Raw genomic sequence first — 13,904 nt, 5'->3', positions numbered from 1 at the left:
GGCCGGGCGGCACCATGCCGCCCGGCCGGATCCGCCCCGCCGGACTAGGTGATTTGCGGGAACGGCAGGCTGCGCAGCCGCTTGCCGCTCAATCGGGCCACCGCGTTGGCCACCGCCGGCGCCACCGGGGGCAGGCCGACCTCGCCCATGCCGCCCGGCGCATTGTCGGTCGGCATCACCTTTACCTGCACCGCAGGCGCCTGGTTGGCCCGCAGGAGCGTGTAGGTGTCCAGGTTGTGCTGCTGCACCTGCCCGCCCTTGTAGACCAGGCGTTCGCCCAGCGCCGCCGACAGTCCGAACAGCGCGGCGCCCTCGACCTGGGCCCGGATGTTGGCCGGACTGATGGCATGGCCGCAATCGACCGCGGCCCAGATGCGATGCACCACCGGCCGGCCCTCGCGCAGCGACACCTCGGCCACCATCGCGATGAAGGTGTTCCAGGCATCCGAGAAAGCCAGGCCCAGCGCGCGCCCCGCCTCCCTTCCCCGGCCCCAGCCGGCCATCGCGGCGGCCTCGCGCAGCACCGCCTGCGCGCGCGGCTGGTCGGCTGTCAGGTCCAGCCGGTATTGCAGCGCATCCTTGCCCGAGGCCGTGGCGATCTCGTCGATCATGGACTCCATGGAGAACTTCGTGTAGCCCGCCCCCACGGCGCGCCAGAAGCTGACGTCCACGCCGCGCTGTTCGCGGCCGTGCTCGATCAACTGGTCGGCAATGCCATAGACGCCGTCGGCCCCTTCCATGACGGGCGAATCCCGCCCGCCCGACTTCTCGTAGGCGGCCGCCGCCGTGCGCGCCATGATGCTCTCGGACACCAGGCGATGGCGCCAGCCGACGATGCGTCCCTGCGCGTCGACGCCGGCCACCAGGTGCTGGGCCGTCATCGGACGCGGCCGGGCCCGCAGGAAATCGTCCTCGCGGGTCCAGATGACCTGGATGGGCACGCCGGGCATGGCCTTGGCCAGCAGCGCCGCATGCAGGCTGTAGTCGGCCTCGGCGCGCCGGCCATAGCCCCCGCCCAGCAAGGTGATGTGGACCTTGATGTTTTCCGGCTTGTAGCCCGCGCCCGCGGCCACGGTGCCGATCACGCCCGACGGCGATTGCGAGGGCACCCAGATCTCGATGGCCTCGCCCTGGGCACGCGCCGTGCAGTTCATGGGTTCCATGGTCACGTGGGCGACGTGGTCGGTCGTATAGGTGGCGCGGAAGACGCGCGCCGCTCCGGCGATCTTCCCGGCCGCGTCGCCGTGCTTGTGCCAGACCGCGCCCGCCTCGTCCAGGCGTTCGGCCCGAGCGGTGAACGCCGCCAGCGCGGCCTCGCTGTCGTAGGAACGCGCCTTGGCCTGTTCGCTCCACTTCACTTCCAGCAGCTCGCGCGCCTTGCGGGCCGTGGCGAACGAATCGGCCACCACCGCCACTCCGCCGGGCAGGCGGACCACCTTCCGGACGCCCGGCACCGCCAGCGCCGCCGCGTCCGTGACCTCCAGCGGCTGCTCGCCCTGCACCGGCGTGTGCAGCACCGCGGCCCACAGCATGCCGGGCAGGCGCACGTCGATGCCGAACCGGGCGCCGCCGCCGGACTTCTCCGGCACGTCCACGCGCGGCAGTTCCTTGCCGATCAGGGTGAAGGCGGACATGGGCTTGAGCATGCTCTTGTCCACCTTGGGCAGGGACTGCGGCGCGCGCGCGCCCTCGACCAGTTGGCCGTAGGTCATGCGGCGGCCGCTGGGCCCATGGACCAGGGTGCTGCGCTCGGCGCGGATCTCGGCGGCCGGCACGCCCCATTGCTCGGCGGCGGCCTGCGCCAGCACCAGCCGGGCCTGCAGGCCGGCCAGGCGCAGCGCCTCGTAGTAGCCCTTCACCGTGCGCGAGGAGCCGGTCACCATCGCGCCGCCGAAGCCGGGATTGCCGAACCGCCTGGGATCGGCGGGCGCCTGCTCGACCCGGACCGTGCTCCAGTCCAGCTCCATTTCCTCGGCCAGGATCAGCGGAATCGCCGTCATCGTGCCTTGCCCCATTTCCGAGGCGGGCGAATAGACCACGGCGGTATTGTCCGGCGACAGCGCGACCCAGGCCACCGGGCTGAAACGGGCGGCGGCGGCGTGCGCCTCGGGCAGCAGGCCGGCCAGGCCGCCGCGCGCGGCGCTCCAGCCGCCCAGCACGATACCGACCGCGGCGGCGCCGGATCCGGCGATGAAGGCGCGGCGCGTGAGCTTGTTCGTTTCCATGGCGCCTCCTAGGCCGCGGGCTTCTGGGCGACGCTGACCACCGCGTCGGCGATCTGGTTATAGGTCCCGCAGCGGCACAGATTGCCCGCCATGCCTTCCAGGACCTGTTCGCGCGACATCGGCCCGTCCGCGCCCGCCAGCATGCCGGCGGCGGTCATCATCTGTCCCGACTGGCAATAGCCGCACTGGGGCACCTGGTGGGCGATCCACGCCTGGCGCAGCGCCTGGCCCGCGCGGGTATCCATCACCCCTTCGATCGTGGTAACCGAGGCCCCCTTCACCGCCGCCGCCGGCAGCACGCACGAACGCGTGGCCTGGCCGTTGAAATGCACGGTACAGGCGCCGCACTGCGCCATGCCGCAGCCGAACTTGGTCCCGGTAAGCTGGAAATCCTCCCGCAGCACCCACAGCAGGGGTTTGTCGTCGGCGACGTCGGCCGACACCTGCTTGCCATTGAGCATGAACTCGATCACGGACTCCTCCTTGGAATAGTCGCGGCTACCTGCCGTGGCGCGGGCCGCCTGACAGCCGCCCGGCGCCGGCTCCCCATGCTAGCGGATGGGTGGCGCAAATGCCACTTTCTTTGAACGTGTTCATAATTTTCCAACATGCCCCGTCACGGCGCGTTTGGGACGGACGGTACCTCACATTGAACAGGCTGGAGGTTGAACGCCGGCACGGCGCTCCCTAGCATGGACCCCTGCCCGCACGCATTGCCTCGGGCATTTCCCATGAAGCAGCGAAGGAACAGCGTGACCGTACCGTTCGAACATTCTTTCTCCCCGGATACCCGGGTTCTCGTCACCGGCGGCACATCGGGCATCGGCCGTGCCATCGCCGCGGCGTACGCCGCCGGCGGCGCCCGCGTCACGGCCACCGGCGCGACACGGCATGAAGTGGAGCGCGCGAACGGCGCCGCGGACCTCGCCCTGGTGGACTGCGTCGTCCTGGACGTGCGCGATGCGCAGGCAGTACAACGGTTCGCCGCCCGGTTCCAGAACCTGGACGTGCTGGTGAACTGCGCCGGGGTGATCAGGCGCGGGGCCGAACTTACGGATCCGGCGGTTTTCGCCGATGTCGTGGACATCAATCTCAACGGCACCATGCGCATGTGCAGCGCGCTGCGACCGGCATTGGCCGCACGGCGCGGCGCGATCGTGAACACCACCTCCATTCTGAGCGTCTTTGGCGGCGCCCAGGTGCCGGGCTACTCGGCGTCCAAGGGGGGCGTCGCACAGCTGACGAAATCCCTGGCCATCGCCTATGCGGCCGATGGCATTCGCGTCAATGCCATCGCACCGGGTTTCGTGCAGACCCCCATGGTCCAGGACATGACCGACAATGCCGAGCGCTCGCGTGCGATCGAGGCGCGGACTCCGCTCAAACGCTGGGGCCAGCCGCAAGACATGATCGGCCCCGTGATGTTTCTCGCGTCGCCGGCCGCCGCCTTCGTCACGGGGGTGGTACTGCCCGTGGACGGCGGCTATCTGGTCATGTCCAGCGACGCCGCGGGATGAGTGCGGGCGCGATGCCCCGCGCTCACTCCGCCTGGATGGAGAAGGCCTTCACACGCTGCGAGAAGCTGCGCCAGTCGGCATCGACGGACTCCCGCAGGCGGGCGGGCTCGCCTCCCTGCGGCTCGATCCCCAGGCCACGCAGCTTCTCCGCCACGTCCGGCAGGCGCAGCACTTCGTTCACATGGTGATTCAAGCTGGTCACCGTGCTGGCGGGCATGCCCTTGGGACCGAACAGGCCGTACCAGGGTACGATGTCCACGCCCTTGTACCCCAGCTCGGCAAAAGTCGGAACTTGCGGCAACGTGGGCCAGCGGCGCTCGCCCGACACCGCCAGCGGCTGCAATTTGCCGGTGCCGAGCTGCTGCGCGACGGCCCCCGGAGAGAGCCAGGCCACGGTGATCTGCCCGCCCATGAGATCGACCACGGCGGGCGCCACGCCGCGATAGGGAACGTGGCGGATCTGGACACCGGCATCGTGGTTGAGCACCTCGGCGGCCACATGCATGGGGGATCCGATGCCTGGGCTGGCGTAGCTGACGGCCTTGTCGTGGCGAGCCATGTCGATGAGCTGCTTGAGATCCCGGGGGCCATCGCCGGCACGGCTGAGCAACAGCAAGGGATTGATCCCGAGCTTCGCCACCGGGGTGAAATCCTTGCTCGGATCGTAGTTCACCCCCGTGCCGAGCCTGAGCACCAGGGGCGTGATCGCCATGGTCTGGGGCGCCAGCAGCAAGGTGTGGCCGTCCGGCGCGGCGCGCATCACACCGGCCGCGCCGATGGCGCCGCTGGCTCCCGGCCGGTTGTCCACGATCACGCGCTGGCCCGTGCGCGCGGTGAGTTTCTCGGCCAGGATGCGCGCCAGCACGTCGGTGTCCCCTCCGGCCGGATAGGCCACGACCATCGTGATGGTCTTGGTGGGGAACGGCTGCGCCAGCGCCGGCGCGGCGGCAACGGGCAGCAAGGCGGCCAGGGCCGCAGCGGTCGACAATCGGGACAGACGCAATTTCATGAGGCTTCCTTGATGCGCCGGACTCGGCGCCTGCCGGCATTCTTCTGCTGTAATGACTGTCCGACAACAACTCAGGCGATCGAACAAAGGCACCGAGCGTCTCAACTTGCTCGGCCCTCGATTCAAGAACAAGGCGCATCGTGGATGCTCTGAGCGAAGTCCTGGCCATCTGCCGCTGTGAGCGCGCCGTCACGGCGCGGTTCACGCTGTCCGGGCCATGGTCGCTGCAATCGACCGGCGTGAGCGGCGCGATGATCCGCATGGTCGCCGGCAGGCCGTACTGGATGCAGGTCGAGGACGATCTCCCCTTTCTGGTTCAGCCAGGCGACCTGGTGATGCTGCCGCACGGCAGCGCGCATGTAATGTGCTCCGAACCCGGGCTGCCCCCGACACCGTTCCGAGAGTTGATCGAGCGCTACCGCGGAGGGCCCGAGGAAGACACTCCCTTCGTCATGGCGTGGGGCGGAGGCGGCGAGGTGTCGACGATGTTTTCCACGCTTGCCTGGTTCTCTACCTACTGCCGCAGCACGGTGATGGCCATCCTGCCCAAGTTCATTCACTTGCGCGCAAGCGATGTCAGCGTAGGCGGCGGGCTGGCCGGCGCCATGCACCTGCTGGTCGATGAATCGTTGGCGCGAAGGAGCGGTTGGAAGCTTGCCGCCGCGCGCCTGGCCGACCTGCTGCTGGTCCACATTCTGCGCGAGCACCTGGAAAGCAGGCATCCGCACCGGGCCAATTGGCTGCGCGGACTCACGCACAAGTCCATCGCGAGCGCGATTGCGCTGATGCATCGGGAACCCGCGCAAGACTGGACCCTGGCTTCTCTGGCCGATGCCGTCCATATGTCGCGCTCGCGTTTCAGCGCGCTGTTCGCGGCCCTCGTGGGCATGACGCCCATGGACTATCTGTTTCGCCACCGCATGGCGGTGGCCGCGGGCCTGCTCGAAGAGCGCCGCATGCCCCTGATCGAAGTTGCCGAGCATGTGGGCTATACCTCGGAGAAGGCGTTTTCGCGCGCGTTTGCGCGCTGGGCCGGGTACTCGCCGGCCAGGCACGTCCAGCGGGGCAACGGCCCCACCGCCTGACCTCCGTCCGGCAACAACGCCGCAATGCGCGCAGAGGCAAAAACCATGCAAAAAGGCCCGGTACGAATATTCGTACCGGGCCTTTGAATCTGGTAGGCGCGATTGGATTCGAACCAACGACCCCCACCATGTCAAGGTGGTGCTCTAACCAACTGAGCTACGCGCCTGCTGTTTGTGCAGCGAAGAATTAAATTCTACATGTAATTTCGAAGATGTGTCAAACGGCGCCGGGGCCTCATTCCTTGATGTTCGCGTCCTTCACGATGCGCTGGTAGCGCGCCTGCTCTTTCTTGACGAAATCGCCGAATTGCGTGGCGCTGCCCGTACCGGGCACCACGGACTGCTCGGCGAACTTGGCCTTGACCTCGGGCTGCTGCAGGACCTGGTTCAGTTCCTGGTTCAGCCTGGCGACGACGTTGGCCGGCGTGCGCGCGGGCGCGAACAGGCCGATCCAGGCCGTCATCGCCATGCCTTTCAGGGCCGGCAGCTCGCCGATGGCGGGCACGTCGGGCAGCGTGGGCAGGCGCTGGGCGGTGGTCACGGCCAGGCCCTTGACCTTCCTGGCGGCCACCAGCGGCACCGCCGAACCCGAGGCCAGGATGGCCAGGTCGACCTGGTTGCCCAACAGGTCGGTGGTGGCCTGCGCGCCGCCGCGGTACGGCACGTGGCGCAGGCGCACCTGGGCCTGCTGCTGGATGATTTCCATGGCCAGATGCAGCACGGTGCCTATGCCCGAGGTGGCGTAGGTCAGCGAGTCGGGCTGGGCCTTGGCCATCTCCAGCACCTTGGCGAAGGAGTCCGCCGGCAGGCCCGGCCGGCCCATGATGACCATGGGCTGGGTCGCGATGAGTCCGATGGCGACGAGGTCGCGCGCGGTGTCGTACTTGACCGACTGCGGATTGACGTACTGCGCGATGGCCGCCGGGCTGTCCACGCCCAGCAGCAGCGTGTAGCCGTCGGGCTCGGCCTGGGCCGCCCGGTAGGTGCCTATGGTCCCTCCTCCGCCGCCGACGTTGTCGACGATGACCGATTGCCCCAGGCGCTCGCCCAGCTTCTGCGCCACCAGGCGCGCGATGCCGTCGGTGCTGCCGCCGGCCGTGAACGGCACGATCAGGCGGATGGGCTTGGCCGGCCAGGAGGATTGGGCCTGCGCGGTGGCGGCGCATCCCAGCGCCAGGGCCGAAACGAGGAAAGCGCGTCGTAGAGTGGCGGTCATGGTCGTCAGGAAGCAGAGTGGGAAGGAGTGGCGGAGATGCCGAAGTGCTGCACGTGCAGCTCATCGAAGCGCAGATTCCAGTCGGCGCTCCAGGCGCGGCGCTGGCTCGCGTCGACCCATGCGCCGGCCAGGCCGTTCAGCATGAAGCCGCGCAAGTCGGCAACGGGAAACTCGAAATCCTCGACCATCATGGTCCAGGCCTTGGTCTGGGTGATGTTGTGCAGCGTGGGATCGTCGCTGTTGGGATGGATGCGCAAGCCCATCGCGCGCATCTTGCGGATGGGATGGTCCAGCGCCCAGCGGTCCGGCGGCAGTGTCCGCAGGTAGTACGAATTGGCGGGCACGACCGCGAACACGATGCCCGACTCGACGCAGCGCTGCGCCAGCTCCGGCTGGTCGACCACCGTGTAGCCATGGTCGATGCGATCGACCTTGAGCACGTCCAGCGCGGTCCGCACATTGGTCCATGGCAGGCCGTATTCGCCGGCGTGAGCGGTGGTCTTGAGCCCCGCCCCGCGGGCGTCGGCATAGGCCTGCTCGAACCATTCCGGCGGGCCCAGCGCCTCGCGGTAGTCGATGCCTATGCCCGGCACCTCGTCGCGCCGGGCGGCGGCCATCCATTCGACCATTTCCACCGCGGCGGCGGGCGGCGCCTCGCGGTCGATGGCGGGCACCAGGCGCCCCACGATGCCCAGGTCCCGCTCGGCGTCGTGGATGGCGCGCACCATGGCGTCCTGGATCGCGGCGTAGGACAGTCCAGAGCCGCGCACTGAACCCGTGGGATTCCAGAAGAACTCCGCGTACAGCACGTTGTGCGCGCGGGCATCCTCCAGGTATTCGCGGGTCACGCGGTAGAAATCGTCCAGCGTGCGCAGGCCGTAGTCCTCCAGCGCGCGCAGCCCCGGAATCGCCCCCTGGCGCTTCTCGCCATGGGCATACAGACCGTCGATCTGCTGGCTGGACAACCCGCCCTTGCCGCCCGCCAGTTCATGGAAGGTGGAACGGCGCAGCGCGCCCAGCAGGTGGCAGTGCAGCTCGGCCTTGGGCAGCGCATGGCAGAAGGCGCGCACGGCCTCGGTGGAAACTCGGGGTTCGGTCATGTCCGGCAACTCCATCCAGGCAGGGTCAATCCCCCGCGTAAAGGTCCTTGTACAGGAAAGGGTCGGGCTTGCGCGCCAGCATCGCGACCACGGTCGCGGCGATGCCTTCCTTGCGCCCCAGGAAACCCAGGGCCTCGTTGGTCTTGGCCTTGATGTTGACGCACGCGCCGGGCACGCCCAGGTCCTGGGCGATGTTGGCAACCATGGCCGCCGCGTGGGGGCCGATCTTGGGCGCCTGGGCATGGACCGTCGCATCGACGTTGATGACCTGCCAGCCCGCCTCGCGCACGCGCTGCATCGCGGTGCGCAGCAGCAGCCGGCTGTCGGCGCCGGCATAGGCGGGGTCGGTATCGGGAAAATGGCGGCCGATGTCGCCCAGCCCGGCCGCGCCCAGGATGGCGTCGGTGACCGCGTGCAGCAGCACGTCGGCGTCGGAATGGCCCAAGAGGCCATGCGTATGCTCGATCCGGACCCCGCCTATGATCAGCGGCCGCCCTTCGACCAGGGCGTGCACGTCGTAGCCCTGCCCGATACGGTAGGGATAGGTGCGGGGGTCGATGTCCTTGTCTTTGTTCATGTTGCGTCCAGCAGTTTTTCCATCAAGGCGAAATCCTGGGGCCAGGTCACCTTGAAATTCGACAGTGTGCCCGCCACCAGGCGGGGCGCCAGCCCCAGCGCCTCGACCGCGCTAGCCTCGTCGGTCACGGCCAGCCCGCGCACCGCCGCATGGGCCAGCGCGCGGCGCAGGAGGCCGGCCCGGAACATCTGCGGCGTCTGGGCCTGCCACAACCCGTCGCGCGGCACGGTGCCGGCCACGCGGGGCACGGCGCCGCCGCCCTGGGTCTTGATGGTGTCGGCCACGGGCATGGCCACCAATCCGCCCACCTCGTCGTCCAGGCAGGCGTCGATCAGCGCCCGCAGCACCGCCGGCGGCAGGCCCGGGCGCGCGGCGTCGTGCACCAGGACCCAGTCGTCGGCCTCGGCCCCGCAGCGCGCCAGCGCGTTGGTGACGGTGTCGGCGCGGGTGGCGCCGCCACAGGGCAGGCAGGTCACCCGGGGCAGCCCCGCCAGCGCGGCGCCGGCCAAGGTGTCGTCCGGGCCGACGGCCACCACCACCTGGCCGATGCGGTCGTCGCGCAACAGTGCCTGGACCGCATGGCGCAGCATGGGCTGGCCGCCCAGGAGCCGGTATTGCTTGGGCCGCACCGCCGCGGCGGCCACCGGATCCGGCTCGGGATCGGCGGCGCGCGCGCCCACGCCGCCGGCGGGCACGATGGCGATCAATCGGGAAATCGGTCTCATGGCTTCTATAATACGGAATTGCCGCCACGCCCGCGCCGGCCCCTGGGCGACGCTCTTTCCGCGAAACCGATGTCCCTCCCAGCCAGTACCGCCTCCACGTCTTCCCCTTCCGCCAGCACGCCCGCCGCCTGCCTGCCTTCGGCGTTGACGCAAGCCGTGCTGGCCGCGCTCCGGCCCGGCGAACGCTATGCCCAGCCCCGCCCCCCGGGCGCCGGCGACGCCTGGCTGCTGGCCGACCTGGCGCGCCGCGCCGGCAAGCCGCTGGCGGTGCTCACGGCCGATCCGCTGGACGCCCAGCGCCTGGCCGAGGAAATCCGCCTGTTCTCGCCCGGCCTGCGGGTGCACCAGTTCCCCGATTGGGAAACCCTGCCCTACGACGCCTTCTCGCCCCACGAAGACCTGATCTCCGAGCGCCTGAAGGCCCTGCATGCCCTGCTGCGCCAGGACGTGGACGTCCTGACGATACCGGTCACGACCGCGTTGTACCGGCTGGCCCCGCCCGCGTTCCTGGCGGCCTACACGTTCTCGTTCAAGCAGGGCGACCGGCTGGACGAGGCCGCGCTGCGCGCGCAACTGACGCTGGCCAACTACACGCACGTCACGCAGGTGACCGCGCCGGGCGAATTCTGCATCCGCGGCAGCCTGATCGACCTTTTCCCCATGGGCTCGGCCCTGCCCTACCGGCTGGACCTGTTCGACGACACCATCGAGTCCATCCGCAGCTTCGACATCGACACCCAGCGCAGCCTGTATCCCGTCAAGGAGATCCAGATGCTGCCGGGCCGCGAGTTCCCGATGGACGAGACCGCGCGCAACGAGTTCCGCGCGCGCTTTCGCGAGGAATTCGAGGGCGACCCGTCGCGCGCCACGCCCTACAAGGACATCGGCAACGGCATCGCCTTCCCGGGCGTCGAATACTACCTGCCGCTGTTCTTCGACGAGACCGCCACGCTGTTCGACTACCTGGGCGAACAGACCGTCGCGGTCACGCTGGGCGACGCCGAGGACACCATCCGGCGCTTCCTGCAGGACACCTCAAGCCGCTACGAATTCCTCAAGAGCGACCGCGAGCGCCCCATCCTGCCCCCGTCCCGGATCTTCCTGGACACCGATGGCCTGTTCGGCCACCTGAAGCGCTTCGCCCGCCTGGCGCTGTCCGGCGACCGCCCGCATCCGGCCTTTACCTCTCCGCCCGAGGTCGCCGTGCAGCGCAAGGCCGACGACCCGGTGGCGCGCCTGCGTGCCCTGGCGGCCCGGCAGGACCAGCGGGTGCTGCTGTGCGCCGAATCGGCCGGCCGCCGCGAGACCATCGCCCAGATGCTGGCCGAATTCGGGCTGGACCCCGAACCGGTCGAGTCCGTACAGGACTTCCTGGGCCGGACCTCGTCCTTCGCGATCGGCATCGCGCCGCTGTCCTCGGGCTTCGGCCTGGCCGACCCCAAGCTGCTGTTCCTGACCGAGAGCGACCTGTTCTCCGGCCACGCCGTCCGCCGCGGCAAGCGCGGCCAGGAGCGGGCCAGCAACGTCGAATCCATGGTGCGCGACCTGTCCGAGCTGCGCGTGGGCGATCCGGTCGTCCACGTCCAGCACGGCATCGGCCGCTACCAGGGCCTGGTCAGCATGGACATCGGCGAAGGCGAGATGGAGTTCCTGCACCTGGAGTACGCCGGCGGCAGCACGCTGTACGTGCCGGTGTCGCAGCTGCACGTGATCGCGCGCTACAGCGGCGCCGACCCCGAGACCGCGCCGCTGCACCAGCTCGGCTCCGGCCAGTGGGAGAAGGCCCGCCGCAAGGCCGCCGCCCAGGCCCGCGACGCCGCCGCCGAGCTGCTGAACCTGTACGCCCGCCGCGCGCTGCGCCAGGGCCACATGTTCAAGCTGCCCATGTCCGACTACGAAGCCTTCGCCGAAACCTTCGGCTTCGAGGAAACGCCGGACCAGGCGGCCGCCATCCAGGCCGTGATCCAGGACATGACCTCGGGCAAACCCATGGACCGGCTGGTATGCGGCGACGTGGGCTTCGGCAAGACCGAGGTGGCGCTGCGCGCCGCCTTCATCGCCGTGGCCAACAGCAAGCAGGTCGCGCTGCTGTGCCCCACCACCCTGCTGGCCGAGCAGCACGCGCAGAACTTCGCCGACCGCTTCGCCGACTGGCCGGTCCGCGTGGTCGAGCTGTCCCGCTTCAAGTCGGCCAAGGACATCAGCGCGTCCATCGAGCAGATTAACGATGGCCGGGTCGACATCGTCATCGGCACGCACAAGCTGCTGTCGGACAAGGTCAGGTTCAAGAACCTCGGCCTGGTCATCATCGACGAGGAACACCGCTTCGGCGTGCGCCAGAAGGAGGCGCTCAAGGCGCTGCGCGCCGAGGTCGACGTGCTGACGCTGACCGCCACGCCCATTCCCCGCACGCTGGGCATGTCGCTGGAAGGCATACGCGATTTCTCGGTCATCGCCACCGCGCCGCAGAAGCGGCTGGCGATCAAGACCTTCGTGCGGCGCGAGGACGGCAGCACCATACGCGAGGCCCTGCTGCGCGAACTCAAGCGCGGCGGCCAGGTGTACTTCCTGCACAACGAGGTCGAGACCATCCACAACCGCCGCGCCAAGCTCGAGGAACTGGTGCCCGAGGCGCGCATCGCGGTGGCGCACGGGCAGATGCCCGAGCGCGAGCTGGAGCAGGTCATGAAGGCCTTCTACCAGCAGAAGTACAACGTGCTGCTTTGCACCACCATCATCGAGACCGGCATCGACGTGCCCACGGCCAACACCATCGTGCTGCACCGCGCCGACCGCTTCGGCCTGGCCCAGCTGCACCAGTTGCGCGGCCGCGTCGGGCGCTCCCACCACCAGGCCTATGCCTATCTGCTGACGCCCGGCGAGGACGCCATCACCAGCAACGCCAAGAAGCGCCTGGAAGCCATCCAGGCCATGGAGGAACTGGGCTCGGGCTTTTACCTGGCCATGCACGACCTGGAGATACGCGGCGTGGGCGAGGTGCTGGGCGAATCGCAGTCGGGCAACATCCAGGAAGTCGGCTTCCAGATGTACACCGACATGCTGAACGAAGCGGTCCGGGCCCTGAAGAACGGCCGCGAACCCGACCTGAACGCGCCGCTGTCGGCCACCACCGAGATCAACCTGCACGTGCCCGCCCTGCTGCCGCAGGACTATTGCGGCGACGTCCATGCGCGCCTGGCGATCTACAAGCGCCTGGCCAACTGCGAAGATGCCGCCGACATCGACACGATCCAGGAAGAGCTGATCGACCGTTTCGGCAAGCTGCCCGAGGCGGCGCGCGCCCTGATCGAGATCCACCGGCTGCGCCTGGCGGCCAAGTCGGTGGGCGTGATCAAGATCGATGCCAGCGAATCGGCCGCCGTGCTGCAGTTCGAGCCCAATCCCCCCATCGATCCGATGCGCGTCATCAGCCTGGTCCAGAAGAACCGCCACATGCGCCTGTCGGGCCAGGACAAGCTGCGCATCGACATCAAGGGCGCCGACCTGAAGGCGCGCGTGGATGCCGTGCGCACGGTGCTGCGGTCGCTGGTCTGAACCCGTTTCCCCTTTCCATTCCCTACCCATGACCCATCTCGTTATCCAGGCCCCCGACCTCGCCCAGGCAGCCATCGAACACGTCTCGGCCCTGGCCCATGCCCGGCGCATCGTCGAACTCGCGCCCGGCGCCGTCCGCCTGACCGAGGCCGACGATGCCCCCGCGGCGCGCGCCCGGGTCGCCGCCTATTGCCAGGAGGCCCGCGTGGACTGGGCCTACGTCGAACCGGGTGCCCGGCTGGCCGACTGGAAGGTGTTGGCCATGGACATGGACTCGACCCTGATCAACATCGAATGCATCGACGAGATCGCCGACATGGCCGGCCTCAAGCCGCAGGTGGCGGCCATCACCGAAGCCGCGATGCGGGGCGAGATCGCCGACTTCAGCGAAAGCCTGACGCGCCGCGTGGCGCTGCTCCAGGGGCTGCCGCTGGACGCGCTGGAACAGGTCTACGTGGAAAGGCTGCGGCTGAACCCGGGCGCCGAGCGCCTGCTGCTGGCGGCGCAGCGGGTGGGCATCAAGACCCTGCTGGTCTCGGGCGGTTTCACCTGGTTCACCAGCCGCCTGCAGCAGCGGCTCCAGTTGAACGAGGCGCACGCCAACACGCTGGAAGTGGAGAACGGCCGGCTCACGGGCAAGGTGCAGGGCGCCATCCTGGACGCCGACGCCAAGGCCCGCCACCTGCGCGAGTTCGCCCAGCGCCACGGCGCGCCGCTGGCGCGCGCGATCGCCGTGGGCGACGGCGCCAACGACCTGAAGATGCTGGGACTGGCCGGCCTGAGCGTGGCCTACCACGCCAAGCCCGTGGTGCGCGAGCAGACCAGCCGCGCGCTGAACGTCTGCGGCCTGGACGGCATCCTGAACTGGTTCGAGGATACCCTGGGCTGATCCGCG

At 69.2% G+C, this 13,904-nt stretch carries 11 protein-coding genes and 1 tRNA gene; 4 read left to right on the top strand and 8 right to left on the bottom strand.

Going from position 1 to position 13,904, the window contains the following annotated elements:
• Positions 1-44 precede the first annotated feature (44 nt).
• On the bottom strand, positions 45-2,225 hold the full coding sequence (locus tag EGT29_RS13165) for a xanthine dehydrogenase family protein molybdopterin-binding subunit (protein ID WP_124689427.1): 2,181 nt from the start codon (positions 2,223-2,225) through the stop codon (positions 45-47).
• An 8-nt stretch (positions 2,226-2,233) separates the two neighbouring features.
• A complete protein-coding gene (locus EGT29_RS13160; RefSeq protein ID WP_124689426.1) occupies positions 2,234-2,698 on the bottom strand; it encodes a (2Fe-2S)-binding protein in 465 nt (154 codons plus the stop codon).
• 258 nt (positions 2,699-2,956) lie between these two features.
• Between EGT29_RS13160 and EGT29_RS13155 the strand changes: the two genes are divergently transcribed.
• Positions 2,957-3,742: an SDR family NAD(P)-dependent oxidoreductase gene (locus EGT29_RS13155; protein ID WP_124689425.1), complete on the top strand. Its 786-nt coding sequence runs from the start codon at positions 2,957-2,959 to the stop codon at positions 3,740-3,742.
• Positions 3,743-3,764: 22 nt separating this feature from the next.
• Here EGT29_RS13155 and EGT29_RS13150 read toward each other — a convergent pair whose 3' ends face one another.
• Complete coding sequence (locus EGT29_RS13150; protein WP_124689424.1) at positions 3,765-4,751, bottom strand: tripartite tricarboxylate transporter substrate binding protein; 987 nt, start codon at positions 4,749-4,751, stop codon at positions 3,765-3,767.
• A gap of 140 nt (positions 4,752-4,891) precedes the next feature.
• Here EGT29_RS13150 and EGT29_RS13145 point away from each other — a divergent pair, with 140 nt between their 5' ends.
• On the top strand, positions 4,892-5,836 hold the full coding sequence (locus EGT29_RS13145) for an AraC family transcriptional regulator (protein ID WP_124689423.1): 945 nt from the start codon (positions 4,892-4,894) through the stop codon (positions 5,834-5,836).
• Positions 5,837-5,926: 90 nt separating this feature from the next.
• Here the strand turns inward: EGT29_RS13145 and EGT29_RS13140 are convergent.
• The 5 genes from EGT29_RS13140 to ispD form a co-directional block, all read right to left on the bottom strand.
• Positions 5,927-6,003 (bottom strand) — tRNA-Val (locus EGT29_RS13140).
• A gap of 68 nt (positions 6,004-6,071) precedes the next feature.
• On the bottom strand, positions 6,072-7,052 hold the full coding sequence (locus EGT29_RS13135) for a tripartite tricarboxylate transporter substrate binding protein (protein WP_124689422.1): 981 nt from the start codon (positions 7,050-7,052) through the stop codon (positions 6,072-6,074).
• Positions 7,053-7,057: 5 nt separating this feature from the next.
• The gene (locus EGT29_RS13130; protein WP_124689421.1) at positions 7,058-8,152 is read right to left on the bottom strand and encodes an adenosine deaminase; all 1,095 of its coding nucleotides are present in this window, start codon (positions 8,150-8,152) and stop codon (positions 7,058-7,060) included.
• Between the two features lie 25 nt (positions 8,153-8,177).
• Positions 8,178-8,729: a 2-C-methyl-D-erythritol 2,4-cyclodiphosphate synthase gene (ispF, locus tag EGT29_RS13125; protein WP_124689420.1), complete on the bottom strand. Its 552-nt coding sequence runs from the start codon at positions 8,727-8,729 to the stop codon at positions 8,178-8,180.
• Positions 8,726-9,454, bottom strand: coding sequence for a 2-C-methyl-D-erythritol 4-phosphate cytidylyltransferase (gene ispD / locus EGT29_RS13120; protein WP_124689419.1), 729 nt, complete (start codon positions 9,452-9,454; stop codon positions 8,726-8,728). Before ispD ends, ispF begins: the two co-directional genes overlap by 4 nt.
• 69 nt (positions 9,455-9,523) lie before the next feature.
• On the opposite strand from ispD, the gene mfd reads away from it, so the two are divergent.
• Entirely contained in the window at positions 9,524-13,009 is a 3,486-nt protein-coding gene (gene mfd, locus EGT29_RS13115) for a transcription-repair coupling factor (protein WP_124689418.1), read from the top strand.
• 28 nt (positions 13,010-13,037) lie between these two features.
• Positions 13,038-13,898, top strand: coding sequence for a phosphoserine phosphatase SerB (gene serB / locus EGT29_RS13110; RefSeq protein WP_124689417.1), 861 nt, complete (start codon positions 13,038-13,040; stop codon positions 13,896-13,898).
• Positions 13,899-13,904: the final 6 nt, after the last annotated feature.

Source organism: Pigmentiphaga sp. H8, from assembly GCF_003854895.1.
In the GTDB taxonomy this organism is placed as follows: domain Bacteria; phylum Pseudomonadota; class Gammaproteobacteria; order Burkholderiales; family Burkholderiaceae_B; genus Pigmentiphaga.
The sequence above is the reverse complement of the archived record's forward strand: the minus strand, read 5'-3'. Positions and strand labels throughout refer to the sequence as shown.

Coding starts and splice junctions, on each gene's coding strand:
- EGT29_RS13165 (WP_124689427.1), bottom strand. CDS start 2,225: ATGGAAACGAACAAGCTCACGCGCCGCGCCTTCATCGCCGGATCCGGC.
- EGT29_RS13155 (WP_124689425.1), top strand. CDS start 2,957: ATGAAGCAGCGAAGGAACAGCGTGACCGTACCGTTCGAACATTCTTTC.
- EGT29_RS13150 (WP_124689424.1), bottom strand. CDS start 4,751: ATGAAATTGCGTCTGTCCCGATTGTCGACCGCTGCGGCCCTGGCCGCC.
- EGT29_RS13135 (WP_124689422.1), bottom strand. CDS start 7,052: ATGACCGCCACTCTACGACGCGCTTTCCTCGTTTCGGCCCTGGCGCTG.
- EGT29_RS13130 (WP_124689421.1), bottom strand. CDS start 8,152: ATGACCGAACCCCGAGTTTCCACCGAGGCCGTGCGCGCCTTCTGCCAT.
- ispF (WP_124689420.1), bottom strand. CDS start 8,729: ATGAACAAAGACAAGGACATCGACCCCCGCACCTATCCCTACCGTATC.
- ispD (WP_124689419.1), bottom strand. CDS start 9,454: ATGAGACCGATTTCCCGATTGATCGCCATCGTGCCCGCCGGCGGCGTG.
- mfd (WP_124689418.1), top strand. CDS start 9,524: ATGTCCCTCCCAGCCAGTACCGCCTCCACGTCTTCCCCTTCCGCCAGC.
- serB (WP_124689417.1), top strand. CDS start 13,038: ATGACCCATCTCGTTATCCAGGCCCCCGACCTCGCCCAGGCAGCCATC.